Raw genomic sequence first — 16,285 nt, forward strand, 5'->3', positions numbered from 1 at the left:
TTAATTCTTAGCAGTAGCATCCGGGAGCAATAATCCGGCCGGAGACACGCCGGGGGAACGAGTCGGCGGGCCGGCGGGTTCAGCGCCGTAGCCGGGGGCGTTACCTTTGCTTATTCGCGGCTAACCCCCGTACTTCGCCCTCCCGATTAGCTTTCCCCTTCCCGACTCGATACTCGTACTATATATGGCTTCCCCCCAGAATCCGCGACCCAAGTCCAGTCGTGCCGCTGCGCTTACTACGGATGCCTCTAACGGCGCTACGCCGGACGCCGGCGCGGTTTCGTCGCTCGATGTGGTGCGTACCAACAATGACCTGACCCGCAAAAGGGGCGGCTCGCGCGGCTCCGTCGATACCCAGGACCCGGGCTACGTCAACGACCAGCTCAACCGGGTGCTCTACGCCCTCGATGCCTTTAAGAAGGGCGACGTTTCGGTGCGGCTCACCAAGCAGAACGACGACATTTTCGCCGAAATCGCGGAAGCCTATAATTCGATGGTGGACATGATTGCCGGGGTAGGCGGCGAGGTGTCGCGCATCTCGAAAGTGGCCGGGGTAGAGGGCAACCTCAAGGCGCGGGCTTCGGCCGACGGGGCCGCCGGCTTCTGGCGCGACATGATTAACAACATCAACGGCCTGGTGGACAGCATCGCCGTGCCGGTGTTGGAAGTGGGCAAGGTACTGAAGAATATCAGCCGCGGCAATCTGGACGAAAGCTTCCAGATTCCGGTATCGGGCGACTTCAAGCTGATGGCCGAAACCATCAACAAAACGATTGACAACCTGAACATCTTCGCCGGCGAGGTAACCCGCGTGGCGCAGGAAGTAGGCACCGAGGGCAAGCTGGGCGGCCAGGCCTCGGTACCAAACGTGGGCGGCATCTGGAAAGACCTGACCGACAACGTGAACAACATGGCTTCGAACCTCACCGTGCAGGTGCGGGACATTGCCAACGTGGCCACGGCCGTAGCCAAGGGCGACCTGAGCCAGAAAATCACCGTTGATGTAAAGGGCGAATTCCTGCAGCTGAAGCAGAACCTGAACCAGATGGTGGACTCGCTGAACCTGTTTGCCGGCGAAGTAACCCGCGTGGCCCTCGAAGTGGGCACCGAGGGTAAGCTCGGCGGTCAGGCTTCGGTTCCCAACGTGGCTGGCGTGTGGAAGGAGCTGACCGACAACGTAAACAACATGGCCAGCAACCTGACGAGTCAGGTGCGGGACATTGCCAACGTGGCCACCGCCGTAGCCAAAGGCGACCTTAGCCAGAAAGTAACCGTTGACGTGAAAGGCGAGCTGCTCCAGCTGAAGCAGAACCTGAACCAGATGGTGGACTCGCTGAACCTGTTTGCCGGCGAGGTAACCCGCGTGGCCCAGGAAGTGGGCACCGAAGGCCGCCTCGGCGGCCAAGCGTCGGTGCCCAGCGTGGCCGGCGTGTGGAAAGACCTGACGGACAACGTAAACTACATGGCCAGCAACCTGACTTCTCAGGTGCGGGACATTGCTAATGTGGCCACCGCAGTAGCCAAAGGCGACCTGACTCAGACGGTAACCGTCGATGTAAAGGGCGAATTCCTGCAGCTGAAGCAGAACCTGAACCAGATGGTGGCGTCCCTCAACCTGTTTGCCGGCGAGGTAACCCGCGTGGCCCAGGAAGTGGGCACCGAAGGAAAACTGGGCGGCCAGGCCTCCGTGCCGAACGTGGCCGGTGTGTGGAAAGCCCTCACCGACAACGTAAACGACATGGCTGCGGCCTTGACCTCGCAGGTGCGGGACATTGCCAACGTGGCCACCGCCGTAGCCCGCGGCGACCTCAGCCAAAAGATGACGGTGAACGTGAAGGGCGAAATCCTGGAGCTGAAGAACATCCTCAACCAGATGGTGGACTCGCTGAACATCTTCGGCGACGAAGTAACCCGCGTGGCCCGCGAAGTAGGTACCGAAGGCAAGCTCGGCGGCCAGGCCGTGGTGCCCCGCGTAGGCGGCACCTGGAAAGAGCTGACGGACAACGTAAACACGATGGCCAGCAACCTGACCAGTCAGGTGCGGGACATTGCCAACGTGGCCACCGCCGTATCGAAAGGCGACCTTTCGCAGAAAATTACCGTCGATGTAAAAGGCGAGCTGTTGGACCTGAAGGACAACCTGAACCAGATGGTGGACTCGCTCAACATCTTTGCCGGCGAGGTAACCCGCGTGGCCCGCGAAGTGGGCACCGAGGGTATCCTCGGCGGTCAGGCCAACGTGCCCAAGGTATCGGGCACCTGGAAGGATTTGACGGACAACGTGAACACGATGGCCAGCAACCTGACGAGTCAGATGCGGGACATTGCCAACGTGGCCACCGCCGTAGCCAAAGGCGACCTGAGCCAGAAAATCACGGTAAATGTGCGCGGTGAGCTCCTCCAGTTGAAGGAAAACCTCAACGAAATGGTGGATTCGCTCAACATCTTCGGCGACGAGGTAACCCGCGTGGCCCGCGAAGTAGGTACCGAAGGCAAGCTCGGCGGCCAAGCCAAAGTGCCCAACGTGCGCGGCACCTGGAAAGACCTGACCGATAACGTGAACACGATGGCCAGCAACCTGACCTCTCAGGTACGGGACATTGCCAACGTGGCTACCGCCGTATCGCGCGGCGACCTCAGCCAGAAGGTATCGGTTGATGTAAAAGGCGAACTGCTGGACCTGAAGGACAACCTCAACCAGATGGTGGACTCACTGAACATCTTCGCCGGCGAAGTGACCCGCGTGGCCCAGGAAGTGGGCACCGAAGGCAAACTCGGCGGCCAGGCCAGCGTGCCAAACGTGGCCGGTGTGTGGAAAGAGTTGACCGACAACGTAAACTACATGGCCTCCAACCTCACCACGCAGGTGCGGGGCATTGTGAAAGTAGTAACGGCCGTATCGAAAGGTGACCTGACCCAGAAACTGACGCTGCAAGCCAAAGGCGAAGTAGCTGACCTGGCCGACACCATCAACAGCATGGTGGACGACCTCAACCGTCTCGCCGTCGAAGTTAGCCGCGTGGCTAAAGTGGCCGGTGTGGAAGGCAAGCTGACCGAGCGCGCCACGGTAGGCGGCGTATCGGGCAGCTGGAAAGAGCTGGTGGACACGCTCAACGCCCTTCTCGAGTCCATCGCCTCGCCGGTGCTCGAAGTGGCCCGCGTGGTGCGCGCCATCTCGGAAGGCGACCTGACCCAGCGTGTAGACGTACCGACTACGGGCGACATTCTGGCCATGGCCGACGCTCTGAACCTGGCCGTGGAGAACTTGAACGAGCTGCTCGGCGAAATCAACGACTCGTCGCAGATTGTGGGTACTTCTTCGGAAGAAATGGCCGGTAAAGGCCAGGAGATGAGCCGCGTAACCGTCGATGTGGCCCTGGCCATGCAGCAGATGGCCGAAGGCGCTCAGAACCAGGCATTGAAAACCGACCAGGCCTTCAAGCTGATTGAGGAAATCATGCAGGCCACCAAGGAAACGGCCAACAAGGCCGACGTCGTAAACAAATCGGCTATCTTGGGTGAGCAGACCTCGCAGCTCGGCCTGAAAACGGTGGCTGAAGTGGTGAAAAACATGGAAGAAATATCCAGCGCTGCTTCGCAGACCTCGCGCACCATTGAAGTACTGAGCACCCGCTCGGGCGAAATCAGCAAGTCGCTGGGCGTGATTACTGACATTGCCTCGCAAACCAACCTGCTGGCGCTAAACGCGGCCATCGAAGCTGCCCGCGCCGGGGAAGCCGGCCGTGGCTTCGCCGTAGTAGCTGAGGAAATTCGGAAGCTGGCTGAGAGCTCCCGCCGCTCGGCCAACGAAATTGCTACGCTGGTTGATGACGTGAAGAAGGATACGACCACGGCAGCCACGGCTATTTCGACCATGGAAAACCGGGTATTGAAAGGCAAGAACGCCACGTTCGAAGCCAGCTCGGCATTTAAGAACATTGCCACCAGCAGCGGCGAAACGCTCCGCACATCGCGCGACATTCTCACGGCCACCGAGGTTCAGAAAGCTTCGATTGGCGATGTGGTGAAGTATGTGGAGGAAGTGGTTGCCATTGCCGAGCAAACGGCTACCGGCACCCAGCAGGTAGCCGGTACGGCCAAGCAACTCTCGACGGCCATGCAGGAGCTGACCACCAGCTCGCAGCGCCTCACCGACATTGCCGACGACCTCCAGGCCGGCCTCGAAACCTTCCAGCTCAGCTCCTACGAGCCCGAGCCCGAGCCGGAACCCGTGCGCCGGGGAGCCCGCGACACGTACCGCGCCCGCGAATCGTATGTTGCCGCGCCGCAACCGCAGCACGGCATGGCTGCCCGCCGCTCCCAGAGCCGGGCTGAGGCTGCGCCAGCTGCTGAAACCAGCCGGCAGCCCAGCGCCACCCGTCGGGCCCGGCCCGAAGCCGCCGCACCCGTAGCGGCTCCGGCTCCCGCCCGCCGGGAGCGCCCGGTGCGGACGCGAGCAGTTGCCAAGGTGGAGGAGGCTCGCCCCGAGCCTGCTGCTACCGGCAAGGAGGCGAAAAATGGTAAAGCTGCGAAAACAGTCCAAGCCGGCAAAACGGCCGCCAAATCAAAAGTCAAATAACTCTCAATCCATTCGTTTAGCCCTTTTTCGACTAATCCCGCATGGCTGAGACTGAAGTACCCGCGCCCATTGCCAAGACCGAACGCGCCAAGCCCGCCGAACTGGTGCAGCTTATCGTGTTTCGGCTGGGCGATGAGGACTATGGCATTCGCATTGAGCAGGTGAAGGAAGTGACCGTGACGCCCGACGTGGCCCGCATGCCCAAAACCCCGCCTTTCATCAAGGGCATTGCCAACCTGCGCGGCGATATTATCGCCATTCTGGATTTGGAAGAGCGATTCCGGCTGCGGCCGGCCGGCCGCCCCATTCCCGAGCGCAGCTACATCATTGCCGTAGAAGCGGCCGACTACGTGCTCGGCCTGATGGTGCGCGAAGTGCCGCGCCCCTTCACCATGCCCCTGAGCCAGATTGAGCCTGCGCCGGAGTTCGTGCAGGATTCCAGCACCCGCGACAAGTACCTCGAAGGCATCGCCAAACTCCCGGAGGGCGGTGTTATCATCGTATTAGACATGCGCAAGCTGCTGACTCCAAGCGAAGTGATGCGCCTGCCGGGCAAAACGGCATCTTCATAGCGCCGACCCCGTACAAGGGTGGCCCGCAACTATGCTCGGCCACTCGTTAAATCTAACGTTCCCCAATTCCATGAATAAGCGCATCCTCATCGTCGACGACTCCTTTTATATGCGCACGATGCTCAAAAACATGCTCACCGATGCCGGCTACGAAGTAGTAGGCGAGGCCGCAAACGGTGCCCAGGCGGTGGAAATGGCCGCTTCGACGTCGCCCGACCTTATTACCCTTGACGTGATTCTGCCCGATAACACCGGACTGGACGTGCTGAAAAGCCTCCGCCAGATTCAGCCTTCTGCCAAAGTGGTGATGTGCAGCGCGGTAGGCCAGGAGGTTATCGTTACGGAAGCCATTGAAAATGGTGCTTTGGCTTACATCGTGAAGCCGTTCTCGGAAGAGAAAGTGCTGGAAATTGTGGGTGCGGCGCTGCAAAACGACGCTTCAGAACAGGCTGCGTAAGGTGCTGCGACAACTTTCCGTTGCCCTTCCACATTCCTTCGGAAACGATGGGAGGTGTGCGTGTGTGCCGGAAAGTTTAGGTATTAACTCAATTCACCCCGGCCAATGAAAACGCGCGACCAGGAATACCGGGAGCTTTTCATGGCCGAAGCGCTGGAGTATTACGACTCCATGAGCCGCCATTTGAGCGAGCTTGAGCGCAACCCCAACGCCGGCCCGGCCCTTAATGAGCTGTTCCGGCTCATGCACAACCTCAAGGCCAACGCCCGTGCCATGGGCTTTGCCGATTTGGGCGAAGTAGCACACCACCTCGAAACCCTGTTTGGGCTGATTCGGGACCAGGAGCGCACGTTCAGCGGCGCACTCATCAAGGTAGTTTTTGCCGGGGTTGATGCCTTGGGCAACATGATTCGGGCAGTGGGAGCCGACCAGGCCCTACCGGATGCCACCGCCCTGCTCGACAACCTCGACCGCCTGGTGCGGGGCGAAGAGCCTATTCTGGAAGAAGCCGAAGAGGCGGAATCGGAAGAGGAGTCAGGCAAGAAAATGGAGCTTTCTGACCTAGTATATATACAGGTTAAAAAACTTGATAATCTGCTGAATCTGGTTGGCGAGCTGGTTATTGACCGTGACCGGATTATGACGCTGGCGCAGGAAATCGGTAATCCCGCGCTGCTGGCCACTGCCCAGCACCTATTCCGCATTTCCGACGACTTGCAGTATAGCGTGATGGATGCCCGTCTGGTGGGCGTGGGGGTGCTATTGAATAAGTTTCCCCGGGTGGTGCGCGACGTAGCCAGCGCCGAAGACAAAGAAGTTGAGCTAATCCTCAGCGGTCAGGATGTGCAGATTGACCGCAACATCCTGCAAATCATTACCGATGCGCTGCTGCACCTGGTGCGCAACGCCGTCAGCCACGGCCTCGAAACCACCGCCCAACGGGCAGCGGCTGGCAAGCCCACCGTTGGCCACCTCACCCTTTCGGCCCTGACCGAGCGCGACGACGTGCTCATTCAGGTGCGCGACGATGGCCGGGGCATCGATACCGAAGCCGTGCGCCGCAAAGCCATTGAACGCGGCCTGACTACGGCCGCCGCCGCCCTGGATGAGCAAGCCGTTTGGGCGCTTCTGTTCGAGCCCGGCTTCTCCATGGCTAGCAAAGTCACCGATATTTCGGGCCGCGGCGTGGGCCTCGATGTGGTGAAGATGGCCCTCGACTCGTTGGGTGGCCAGCTGCGGGTGGAATCGCAGCTGGGCCAGGGTACTACGTTCACCTTGGTGTTGCCCACGTCCATTGCCGTGAAGGGCGCACTGCTGGTAGAAGTAGAGGAACGGCCCTATGCCATCCCGCTGATGCACACCGATACCGTATTGGCCCTGCAACCCGAGCAGATTTCGGTGGTAGGCGGCATGCTGGTGACGCATGTGCAGGGCCAGGCCGTGCCGCTGGTGCCATTGCAACTGCTGCTGCACGACGAGGGCGATGAACTGCTGCCCTTCGCCGATAAAGCAGATATGACTGGTGCCCAACAGGTTCTGGTTGTAAATTATAATAACCGCCGTCTGGGCTTGTTGGTTGACCGGTTCATCCGGCAGCAAAACATTGTCATCAAGCCCCTGAGTAAACCGTTGGATACCATTGACCTGTTTGGTGGCGTAACCCTGCTCGGCAGCGGGCAAGTATGCCTGGTGCTGGATGTGCCGGCTCTGACGCGCCTTTTTCTGACCAAACGTCCTTAATTTTTCTTTCTTTCACCCCAGTCCTCGCAGCTGCACTTTCCCCTATCTTTGACGTTATGGATTTATCGATGACTGATTTAGAGCGTGATATAATCCGCGAGATTCTAAACATCGGCCTGGCCCGCGCCGCCGATTCATTCGCCGTTATCGCCCAGGAGCGGGTGCTACTCGAGGTGCCCAATATCGACCTTTTGATGAGCGACGATATTCTGCACCGCGTGCGCGATTATCAGACCCGGCACGTGCCCATTCAGTCCGATATCCGGGGTGATTTCAACGGCACTACGCTCATGTTTTTCTCGGGCCAGCACGTTCAGCGCCTCTCACGGGTGTGCCTGCGCATGCAAACGCCCGAAACCCTGGAGCTGAATGAGCTGCAGGAGTCGCTGCTGCTCGAAATCAGCAATATCATTACCGGGGCATTGGTCACGCAGTTGGCCAATATTTTGAAAGCCAATATCTACGGTGCCCCACCGGTGGCCCCCAAAGGCGACATCGCTGAAAACCTGCAGAGCCTGCTGCCAGACCAGCAGCTACAGCCCCTCATTTTCTCGGTTATCACGCAGTTTTCGGACCGCGACAACACGGTGGAATTGCCGCTGATGCTGTTTTTTGACCGGGTAACGTTCCAGAAAATTCTGGAAATAATTCGTAGCTACGACTTTCTGGGCAGCCAGATGTCGGCCTGATACCTGTTTTAGGAATGCCTGACCGCGTTCCGGCCCGTCATGCCGCGCCGGCCGTTGCAATTCTCCCGCAGGCCCGTTCGCTGAACATGGGCCACTGCTTCCGGGAGTTGCAGCGGCCGGCGCGGCATGACGTTCTTTTTCGCCTTCAACTTTACTATTTACCTACGCAGCACCTCCAATGTCTAACGCGGACGCCTTAGCCCAAAAAATAGCTTCTTTCGACCCCAACGCGCCCGGCGATGTAGATAGCGGCATCTTCGGCCTGCCTTTCACGCCCGAGGAAGCGCAGGTAGTGGTAGTGCCCGTGCCGTGGGAGGTAACGGTGAGCTACCGCGCCGGTACGGCCGCCGGCCCGGCCGCCATCCGCGAAGCTTCATTGCAAGTGGACCTGTACGATTCTGACGTGCCCAACGCGTGGAAGCTCGGCCTGGCCATGGAGGAAGAGGACGAAACCATTGCCGAAGCCAGCCGCCGGCTGCGCCCCCTGGCCGCCGATTACATTGGCTGGCTGGAAGAAGGCCAGCCCGAGGCCGACCGCAAAAAGCACGAAGCCGTGCCCGCCCAGGCCACCGCCGAAGGCGACAAGATGATACAGTGGCTGAAAGCCAAAACCGGAGCCCTGCTCGATGCCGGCAAAGGCGTGGTGGTGCTGGGCGGCGACCACAGCACGCCCCTGGGCTACCTGCAAGCACTGGCCGAGCGCCACGAGGAATTCGCCATTCTGCAGTTTGATGCCCATTGCGACCTGCGCCCCGCCTACGAGGGCTTTAAGTACTCGCACGCCAGCATCATGCACAATGCCCTGCAGCTGCCGCAGGTGAAGAAGCTGGTACAGGTGGGCATTCGGGATTTCTGCCAGCAGGAGGCCGAATTCATCGACCAGTCCAACGGCCGGGTGGCGCTGTTCAGCCAGCGTTTCCTGAGCGACGAGAAGTTTGCCAAGAAGTCGTGGAAGAAAGTGTGCGGCAAAATTATCGCCCAGCTGCCTAAAAAGGTCTATATCAGCTTCGATATCGACGGTCTCGACCCCAAGCTGTGCCCTGGCACCGGCACGCCCGTACCCGGCGGCCTGGATTTTGAGGAAGCCACGTATTTGCTGCGGTCCATCGTGCGCGAGGGTATCCAAATCATCGGCTGCGACCTGAACGAAGTAGCGCCCGGCGACACCGAGTGGAACGCCATTGTGGGCGCGCGCCTGCTCTACCAACTTTGCAACTGGATGGCCGTATCGCAAGGACGGCTGCCGGCCAAAGGCATGCACGCCGAGTAAACCTTCTTTCACTTTTACCCTTGTTGCGATGTTAGGATTCATTCTCAAATTCATTCTTACCGCTGTGCTGGTGTATGGCCTCAGCATGGTGCTGCCGGGCGTGGTGCTGGGCGGCGTGGGCAGCGCGGCCATTCTGGTTATCGTGCTGGGCATTCTGAATGCCATTGTGAAACCCATTCTGCAAATTCTGGGCTTTCCCATCACGGTGCTCACGCTGGGCCTTTTCCTGCTGGTTATCAACGTCATCATTGTGAAGCTGGCCGATTTCCTGATGAGCAGCTTCGATGTGCACGGCTTGCTGAATGCGCTGTTATTCAGCTTGGCCCTGTCGGTGGTAAATGCCGTGGTGGATTTGGTAATGGATTAAATCTGGCTTTAGCCTTGAGCTGAAAAGCCCCGCTGCGGTACCATAACTGGTGCTGCGGCGGGGCTTTTCAGTGTTTTTAGCCCTCGGCTTGGGCAATGCTGCGCCGCCAGCGCCGCACGGCCCACCAGCCGGCCCCGCCCAGCAGCAGGAAGGGCCAGATGGCTACCATGCCAATCAGCAGACTGGTAATCAGCGTCCAGCCGGTGTAGAAAGATTCTACGAGGCGACTGGCGAATGATACAACCGGGGCCTCGGGTACGGGCTGGGGCAGGGTCTGGTAGCAGGTGAGCGAGATGGTGGAATAAGCCACTTCATCGTTGAGCGTTTTGAGGCGGCTTTCGGTGCTCTCAATTTCTTCCCGAACCTCGCCGATTTTGCCTTCCACTTCCAGCACTTCGCTGATTTTGCGGGCGCGGGCCAGCAGGTCGATGTAGCGCTTTTCGATGGCGCGCTTGGTGGCGAGGCGGGCAGCTACGTCGGCGTGCTGGGCCGTTACATCGTCGGTAGTCAGCTTTTTTTCTTCCACGGTGCCCAGGCCGCGCAACGAAGCCATCAGCGGCTGGAAGCGGGCGGGAGCCACCCGAATGGTTATCGCCTGCCGCCATTCGCCCTCGGCCCGCACCTCGGTAGCGGCGCTGAGGTACCCTCCGTTGCGGTGCACAAGGCTGTCGAGGCGGGCGCTGGCACGCGGCAGGCTGGCCACCTTCAGCCGTAAATCGGCGTGGTAAATGAGCAGGCGAGAGGGCGCAACGATTAATTCGGTATAGGGCCGGGGGCCCGGAATAACGTCGGCAGTCGCTTGGTCATCAGAATTTGGACTCTCCTGCAGGGGTGCTGGCGCACTCATCAGGTACTGTGGCGAGCGCGGAGCTACGTCGGCAACGGCTTCTGCATCATTCTTGGTGTGGCTACAGCCGCATAGCAGGGCTGCCAGCCCCAGGGCAATGCCAAGGGAGTATTTCATGATTCATTCGATGATAAAGTGAAACCAGAAACAGTAGCTGCGCAGCTCCTTTTATGCCAACGCACAAGCAGAAGTAACCCATATAGCCGGTAACAAAAAATGCCCGGCAGGAAGGCCGGGCATTTTTTTGCATCAAGCAACGCTTGCTTTACAGGCGGCGAATATCAGCCCCCAGCGCTTGCAGGCGCGTATCGATATTCTGATAGCCGCGGTCAATCTGCTCCACGTTTTCGATGGTGCTTTTGCCCTCGGCCGACAGCGCGGCGATGAGCAGGGCCACACCGGCGCGGATATCGGGCGAGGTCATGGTGATGCCGCGCAGGCGGGTGCGCTGGTCCAGGCCGATGACGGTGGCGCGGTGCGGGTCGCAAAGAATAACCTGCGCGCCCATGTCGATGAGCTTATCGACGAAGAACAGCCGCGACTCAAACATCTTCTGGTGAATGAGAACCGTGCCCTTGGCCTGACACGCCACTACCAGCACAATGCTGAGCAAGTCGGGCGTGAAGCCCGGCCAGGTATGGTCGCTCACCGTCAGAATGGAGCCGTCGAGGTAGGTGGCGATTTCGTAGTGCGGCTGGGCCGGAATGAAAATGTCATCGCCCCGGAATTCGAGCTGAATGCCCAGCTTGCGGAAAGTATCGGGGATGAGACCCAGCTCGGGAATCTGGCAGTCCTTAATGGTGATTTCGGAGCCCGTCATGGCCGCGAGGCCGATGAAGGAGCCAATTTCAATCATGTCTGGCAGCATGCGGTGCTCGGTGCCGCCCAGCTTTTCCACGCCCACGATGGTGAGCAGGTTGGAGCCAATGCCTTGAATATTAGCGCCCATACGCACCAGCATCCGGCACAGCTGCTGCAAGTAAGGCTCACAAGCGGCGTTGTAGATGGTGGTGGTACCCTCGGCCAGCACGGCGGCCATGAGGATGTTGGCCGTGCCGGTTACCGATGCTTCGTCGAGCAGCATGTGGGTGCCCGTCAACTTGCCATCTACCTTGATGCGGTAGAAATCGGTGCCTTCCAGCGTGAGCTTACCGCCCAGCTTTTCGAGGCCCAGAAAGTGGGTGTCCATTGGCCGGCGACCAATTTTATCGCCGCCCGGCTTGGGCAGCTGGCAGCGCCCGTAGCGCCCCAGCATGGGCCCGAGAATCATCACTGAGCCACGCAGCGCGCCGGCCTGGGCCACAAACTCGGGCGTGTCCATGTAGTCAAGGTTGATATTCTCGGCCTGGAAAACGTAGGTGTCGGAGGCCAGCTTGCCCACTTTCACGCCCATGTCGCGCAGCAGCTCAATGAGCTTGTTGACGTCGCGGATATCGGGAATGTTGCTGATGGTGACGGGTTCCGGCGTCAGCAGTACCGCGCAGAGAATCTGGAGGGCTTCGTTTTTAGCGCCCTGGGGCGTGATTTCACCGCGCAGGGCTTTGCCGCCGCGTACTTCAAATGCAGCCATATGATTTAAGAATAAAAATTTGTCATCCTGAGCGCAGCGAAGGACCTTATCACGTTGATGTTTTGAGTGGCAGAGCTTTTTTCACTGCAAACCGCCCAAACGTGATAAGGTCCTTCGCTGCGCTCAGGATGACAGGAAGTAAATGAAAAAATTACTGCGGGGGCTGCTGCGGCTCCTGGCTGCGGCCTTTCTTGCGCTTCTTGCCGTTCTTGTTGCCAAAGCCATTGCCCCGGTTGTCGCGGTCGCGGCCTTCGCGGCGGTCGCGGTTCTGGCCTTCGCGCTGCTGGGGCTGCGGCTGGGGCACAATGAACGGCTTCGTTCCGGCTGGTGCCGCCGGCATCTCAAACAGGTTTTCGCTGTCCACTAATGTCGGGTCGAGCGTGAGCTTGCCGCCCGAAAGCTCGCCCAAATGCCGCAGAATGGTTACGTCTTTGGCGTTTTCCTTATTGTGCTGGCGGTAAAGGAACTTCATCGTCCGGCCAATCTGGATGGTGGCCTGCTCGCGCTCGTCAGCATCCTCCAGAGTGAGGGCCTTCGCAATCAGAGCTTCAATGGCTGCGCCGTAGACGCGCAGTTTGGGGGCGGTGCGCGGGTAAGGCACGCGGCCGGGCTTTTCGGTGCGTACCGTGAGGCTGCGCAGGGCCACGGGGGCTTCCAGGGCCACGTCCTCGCCGGCCATGGCGTGCAGGTGGTTCCAGAGGCGGGTCTGGATTTCGGGCAGGTCGCGCAGGGCCGGCTGCAGGCGCAGCATGAGCTGCACAATGGCGGTGGCGCGCTTGGTGCGCTCGGCCACGTCCTCAATGTCTTTGAGGCCCTGAATGAGTTGGTAAGTGCTGTGCCCGTATTCGCGCACCAGCAGCTGCAGGTGGAAGGGCAGGGAATTAATATCAGTCATAAAAAGCAGGAGGGAGGCCGCCAGGGGCGGGACTCAGGCCAAAGATACGGATTTGGGGCCGGGGTAGGTAGTGTGGGATTTTAGAACGTCATGAACGTACACATTAGCACGTCATGCAGAGCATTATTCTGCGCATAAAGCAGAGACGAAGCATCTTGCCCGCAATAGTAAATCCATGCGATTGAAATTACTGTCTGCGGGCAAGATGCTTCGCTACGCGCTGCAGGACGTGCTTTTATGTCGTTCGGAATGCACTAATGCACCCGCAGCTTCGCGAAGCTTAGCAGCAGCACTTTCTCGCCTACTTCCTCAAACTGGATAGTAGCCTTGGTAGTACCCTGCTGCGTTTCGAGCGCGCTCACCATGCCGAAGCCGAACTTGGCGTGCTCCACGCGCTGGCCGGTTTGCAGCTTGGAAGTGTCGGAGGGTGCGAAGTCGGCCGGAGCTACGTATTTGGTGGCCTGCACCTTGCGCGGCGGCGTAGGAATCAGGTTTGAGCGCCGCTCAAATACATGCTGGAACGGCGAGCCCTCGGCCGGTCCGGGCCCGGAGGAAAATTTGAAATCGACAAAGCGCGGGTCAATTTCATCCAGAAAGCGGCTTTTCTCGCAGCTGCGCAGGTTGCCCCACTGGTAGCGCGAGGTGGCGTAGCTGAGCGTGAGCTTTTTCTCGGCCCGCGTGATGGCCACGTAGAACAAGCGGCGCTCTTCCTCCAAATCGGCCCGCGAGGTAATCATCATCTGGCTCGGAAAGAGGTTTTCCTCCATACCCACGATGTACACGTTGCGGAATTCCAGGCCCTTGGCCGAGTGAATGGTCATCAGCGTCACGGCTTCGCCTTCCTGGGCCGCGTCTTTTAGGTCCGAATCCGTCACCAGCGCAATATCCTGCAGGAAAGCACCGAGGCTTTTGTCCTCGCGCTCGGGGTCGTCCACGTACTCTTTGATGCCGTTCAGCAGCTCCTGAATGTTCTCGTAGCGTGAGAGGCCCTCGATGCTCTTGTCGGCGTACAGCTCCTCCAGCATGCCGGAGTTTTTGGCGATGAATTTGGCTGCTTCAAAGGCATCCTCCTTCTCGGCAACCACGATGTAGCTTTTGATTTTCTCGGCGAAGCCTACTACGGGGTTGCTCACCCGCGCCGCCATAAACTGGTCGGCGTGGGCCACTACTTCCCACAGCGTATGGTTGGCTTCGTCGGCCGTCGTAATCAGTTTGCTGATGGTGGTATCACCAATTCCGCGCTTCGGGTAATTAATTACCCGGCGAATAGCCTGCTCATCGTTCTGGTTGACGGTAAGCCGTAAATAAGCCACTAAATCCTTGATTTCCTTGCGCTGATAGAACGACAGGCCCCCAACAATTTTGTATTTAATATTTAATTTCCGCAACGATTCTTCCATCGCACGGCTTTGCGCGTTGGTGCGGTAAAGAATAGCAAAATTGTCGTACGATAAATGCCCGTTCATCTTATCCTCGAAGATGGAATTGGCCACCAATTTGCCCTCCTCGTTGTCCGAAGCCGCTTTTAGTACCTCAATCAGCGTGCCTTCCTCATTCTCCGAAAATACATCTTTGCGTAACTGCGCCTGGTTATTCTTAATGACGGAATTGGCGGCCCACACAATATTTTTCGTGGAGCGGTAATTCTGCTCCAGCTTAAATACCTGCAATTCGGGGTAGTCTTTCTCGAAATTAAGAATGTTGGTGATATCTGCCCCCCGGAAGGCGTAAATACTTTGCGCATCGTCGCCCACCACGCAGATATTTCGTTCTTTCGCCGCGAGCTTGCGGGTAATTAAATACTGCGAATAGTTGGTGTCCTGATATTCGTCCACCATCACGAACTTGAACATATTCTGGTATTTATTCAGAATATCGGCGTGGTCGCGAAACAGCACGTTGGTATTAAACAGCAGGTCGTCGAAATCCATGGCGCCGGCCTTGAAACAGCGCTGCTGATACTGCTGGTACAGAATCCCAATTTTGGGCCGCATCGCCGCCTCGTCATCGGCCTTGATGGCGGCATCGTTCAGGTACTGGTTGTGCGAAATCAGCTTGTTCTTGGCGGCCGAGATGCGGCCCAGCACCAGACTGGATTTGTAGAGCTTGTCGTCGAGCTCCAGCTCCTTCACAATCTGGCCAATCAGGGTTTTCGAGTCCTGCGAGTCGTAGATGGTGAAGCTGCGTGGATAACCGATTTTATCGGCCTCAGAGCGCAGGATTTTGGCAAAAACCGAGTGAAATGTGCCCATCCACAGGCTACGGGCCGCCGGGCCCACCACCTTTTCTACGCGGGCGCGCATTTCCTTGGCGGCCTTGTTGGTAAAAGTGAGGGCGAGGATGTTGAATGGGTCAACGCCTTTTTCGAGCAGATTGGCGATGCGATAGGTGAGCACCCGGGTTTTGCCCGAGCCAGCCCCGGCGATAATCATGCAGGGGCCTTCGGTTTGCATCACCGCAGCGGCTTGCGACGGATTGAGGAGGGAAAGATAATCTAGTGCCATATGCGAATAAGCCACTTTTTGAGCGGGTCTACAAAGGTACGGAGGCCCGGTGCAAAGCCTGCCACCCCGCATCAGGGCTTATCTTTGCAGCGGTTATTCGTAGGGCCCGGAGCTGGCCTCCGTCCGTCGTATGCGCCACTATTACATGTCGTTCAACGCCGGGCGGGGGTAAGCCCTTCCGGGTTGGACCCCGCACCCCACTTACAATGATTATTATCCAGGAAACGGTCATCTCCGATGACATCGCCGACAACTTTTTCGTCTGCAACCTCGACGCCTGCAAAGGAGCCTGCTGCGTGGAGGGCGACCTCGGCGCGCCGCTCGAAGAGCCCGAGCTACGGATTCTGGAACAGGAATACGCCAACATCAAGCCCTTCCTCACCGCGGCCGGGCAGGCCGCTATCGAAGCCCAGGGCTTGTACATCAAGGACTGGGAGGGCGATTTCAGCACCACCACCATTGAGGACAAAGAGTGCGCCTACGCCCTCTGGGACGAGCGCGGCATCCTGAAATGCGGCATTGAGCAGGCCTACCTGGCCGGCGCTACCACCTTCAAAAAGCCCATCAGTTGCCACCTGTACCCCATTCGCATCACGAAGTACGAAGGATTCGACGCGCTGAACTATGACCGGTGGAATATCTGCAACCCGGCCTGTGACTTTGGCGGCAAGCTGGGTGTGAAAGTGTACCAGTTTCTCAAGGAGCCATTAATTCGCAAGTACGGCGAGAGCTGGTACGGGCAGCTGGTGCAGGAAATTGAGCACCCGACGCCGGGAGGGAAGAAATAAAACTGTC

The 16,285-nt window shown here is 58.8% G+C and carries 12 protein-coding genes; 8 read left to right on the forward strand and 4 right to left on the reverse strand.

Annotated features, from left to right (window positions below):
* Positions 1-184 precede the first annotated feature (184 nt).
* The 7 genes from HBN54_RS16135 to HBN54_RS16165 all read left to right on the forward strand — a co-directional run bounded on the left by HBN54_RS16135 (position 185) and on the right by HBN54_RS16165 (position 9,674).
* Positions 185-4,579 (forward strand): methyl-accepting chemotaxis protein, encoded by a 4,395-nt coding sequence (locus HBN54_RS16135; protein WP_235955560.1) that lies wholly within the window; start codon positions 185-187, stop codon positions 4,577-4,579.
* A 41-nt stretch (positions 4,580-4,620) separates the two neighbouring features.
* Positions 4,621-5,151 (forward strand): chemotaxis protein CheW, encoded by a 531-nt coding sequence (locus HBN54_RS16140; RefSeq protein WP_210428085.1) that lies wholly within the window; start codon positions 4,621-4,623, stop codon positions 5,149-5,151.
* Positions 5,152-5,221: 70 nt separating this feature from the next.
* Positions 5,222-5,608: a response regulator gene (locus HBN54_RS16145; protein WP_168674249.1), complete on the forward strand. Its 387-nt coding sequence runs from the start codon at positions 5,222-5,224 to the stop codon at positions 5,606-5,608.
* A gap of 105 nt (positions 5,609-5,713) precedes the next feature.
* On the forward strand, positions 5,714-7,348 hold the full coding sequence (locus tag HBN54_RS16150) for a chemotaxis protein CheA (protein WP_168674250.1): 1,635 nt from the start codon (positions 5,714-5,716) through the stop codon (positions 7,346-7,348).
* Between the two features lie 56 nt (positions 7,349-7,404).
* A complete protein-coding gene (locus HBN54_RS16155) occupies positions 7,405-8,037 on the forward strand; it encodes a chemotaxis protein CheC (protein WP_235955561.1) in 633 nt (210 codons plus the stop codon).
* A 178-nt stretch (positions 8,038-8,215) separates the two neighbouring features.
* A complete protein-coding gene (gene speB, locus HBN54_RS16160) occupies positions 8,216-9,307 on the forward strand; it encodes an agmatinase (RefSeq protein ID WP_168674251.1) in 1,092 nt (363 codons plus the stop codon).
* Between the two features lie 28 nt (positions 9,308-9,335).
* Complete coding sequence (locus tag HBN54_RS16165) at positions 9,336-9,674, forward strand: phage holin family protein (RefSeq protein ID WP_168674252.1); 339 nt, start codon at positions 9,336-9,338, stop codon at positions 9,672-9,674.
* Positions 9,675-9,750: 76 nt separating this feature from the next.
* Here the strand turns inward: HBN54_RS16165 and HBN54_RS16170 are convergent, their stop codons facing one another.
* The 4 genes from HBN54_RS16170 to HBN54_RS16185 all read right to left on the reverse strand — a co-directional run bounded on the left by HBN54_RS16170 (position 9,751) and on the right by HBN54_RS16185 (position 15,490).
* Positions 9,751-10,638 carry a DUF4349 domain-containing protein gene (locus HBN54_RS16170; RefSeq protein WP_168674253.1) on the reverse strand — a complete coding sequence of 296 codons (888 nt, stop codon included), beginning with the start codon at positions 10,636-10,638 and terminating at the stop codon, positions 9,751-9,753.
* A gap of 148 nt (positions 10,639-10,786) precedes the next feature.
* Positions 10,787-12,091 carry a UDP-N-acetylglucosamine 1-carboxyvinyltransferase gene (gene murA, locus HBN54_RS16175; protein WP_168674254.1) on the reverse strand — a complete coding sequence of 435 codons (1,305 nt, stop codon included), beginning with the start codon at positions 12,089-12,091 and terminating at the stop codon, positions 10,787-10,789.
* Positions 12,092-12,242: 151 nt separating this feature from the next.
* The gene (locus tag HBN54_RS16180) at positions 12,243-12,986 is read right to left on the reverse strand and encodes a DUF4290 domain-containing protein (RefSeq protein WP_168674255.1); all 744 of its coding nucleotides are present in this window, start codon (positions 12,984-12,986) and stop codon (positions 12,243-12,245) included.
* Positions 12,987-13,240: 254 nt separating this feature from the next.
* On the reverse strand, positions 13,241-15,490 hold the full coding sequence (locus HBN54_RS16185) for an ATP-dependent helicase (RefSeq protein ID WP_168674256.1): 2,250 nt from the start codon (positions 15,488-15,490) through the stop codon (positions 13,241-13,243).
* 206 nt (positions 15,491-15,696) lie between these two features.
* Between HBN54_RS16185 and HBN54_RS16190 the strand changes: the two genes are divergently transcribed.
* Positions 15,697-16,278 (forward strand): DUF3109 family protein, encoded by a 582-nt coding sequence (locus HBN54_RS16190; protein WP_168674257.1) that lies wholly within the window; start codon positions 15,697-15,699, stop codon positions 16,276-16,278.
* The last annotated feature ends 7 nt before the right edge of the window (positions 16,279-16,285 follow it).

Source organism: Hymenobacter artigasi (assembly GCF_012275535.1).
GTDB classification, from domain to species: domain Bacteria; phylum Bacteroidota; class Bacteroidia; order Cytophagales; family Hymenobacteraceae; genus Hymenobacter; species Hymenobacter artigasi.

Coding starts and splice junctions, on each gene's coding strand:
- HBN54_RS16135 (WP_235955560.1), top strand. CDS start 185: ATGGCTTCCCCCCAGAATCCGCGACCCAAGTCCAGTCGTGCCGCTGCG.
- HBN54_RS16140 (WP_210428085.1), top strand. CDS start 4,621: ATGGCTGAGACTGAAGTACCCGCGCCCATTGCCAAGACCGAACGCGCC.
- HBN54_RS16145 (WP_168674249.1), top strand. CDS start 5,222: ATGAATAAGCGCATCCTCATCGTCGACGACTCCTTTTATATGCGCACG.
- HBN54_RS16150 (WP_168674250.1), top strand. CDS start 5,714: ATGAAAACGCGCGACCAGGAATACCGGGAGCTTTTCATGGCCGAAGCG.
- HBN54_RS16155 (WP_235955561.1), top strand. CDS start 7,405: ATGGATTTATCGATGACTGATTTAGAGCGTGATATAATCCGCGAGATT.
- speB (WP_168674251.1), top strand. CDS start 8,216: ATGTCTAACGCGGACGCCTTAGCCCAAAAAATAGCTTCTTTCGACCCC.
- HBN54_RS16165 (WP_168674252.1), top strand. CDS start 9,336: ATGTTAGGATTCATTCTCAAATTCATTCTTACCGCTGTGCTGGTGTAT.
- HBN54_RS16170 (WP_168674253.1), bottom strand. CDS start 10,638: ATGAAATACTCCCTTGGCATTGCCCTGGGGCTGGCAGCCCTGCTATGC.
- murA (WP_168674254.1), bottom strand. CDS start 12,091: ATGGCTGCATTTGAAGTACGCGGCGGCAAAGCCCTGCGCGGTGAAATC.
- HBN54_RS16180 (WP_168674255.1), bottom strand. CDS start 12,986: ATGACTGATATTAATTCCCTGCCCTTCCACCTGCAGCTGCTGGTGCGC.
- HBN54_RS16185 (WP_168674256.1), bottom strand. CDS start 15,490: ATGGCACTAGATTATCTTTCCCTCCTCAATCCGTCGCAAGCCGCTGCG.
- HBN54_RS16190 (WP_168674257.1), top strand. CDS start 15,697: ATGATTATTATCCAGGAAACGGTCATCTCCGATGACATCGCCGACAAC.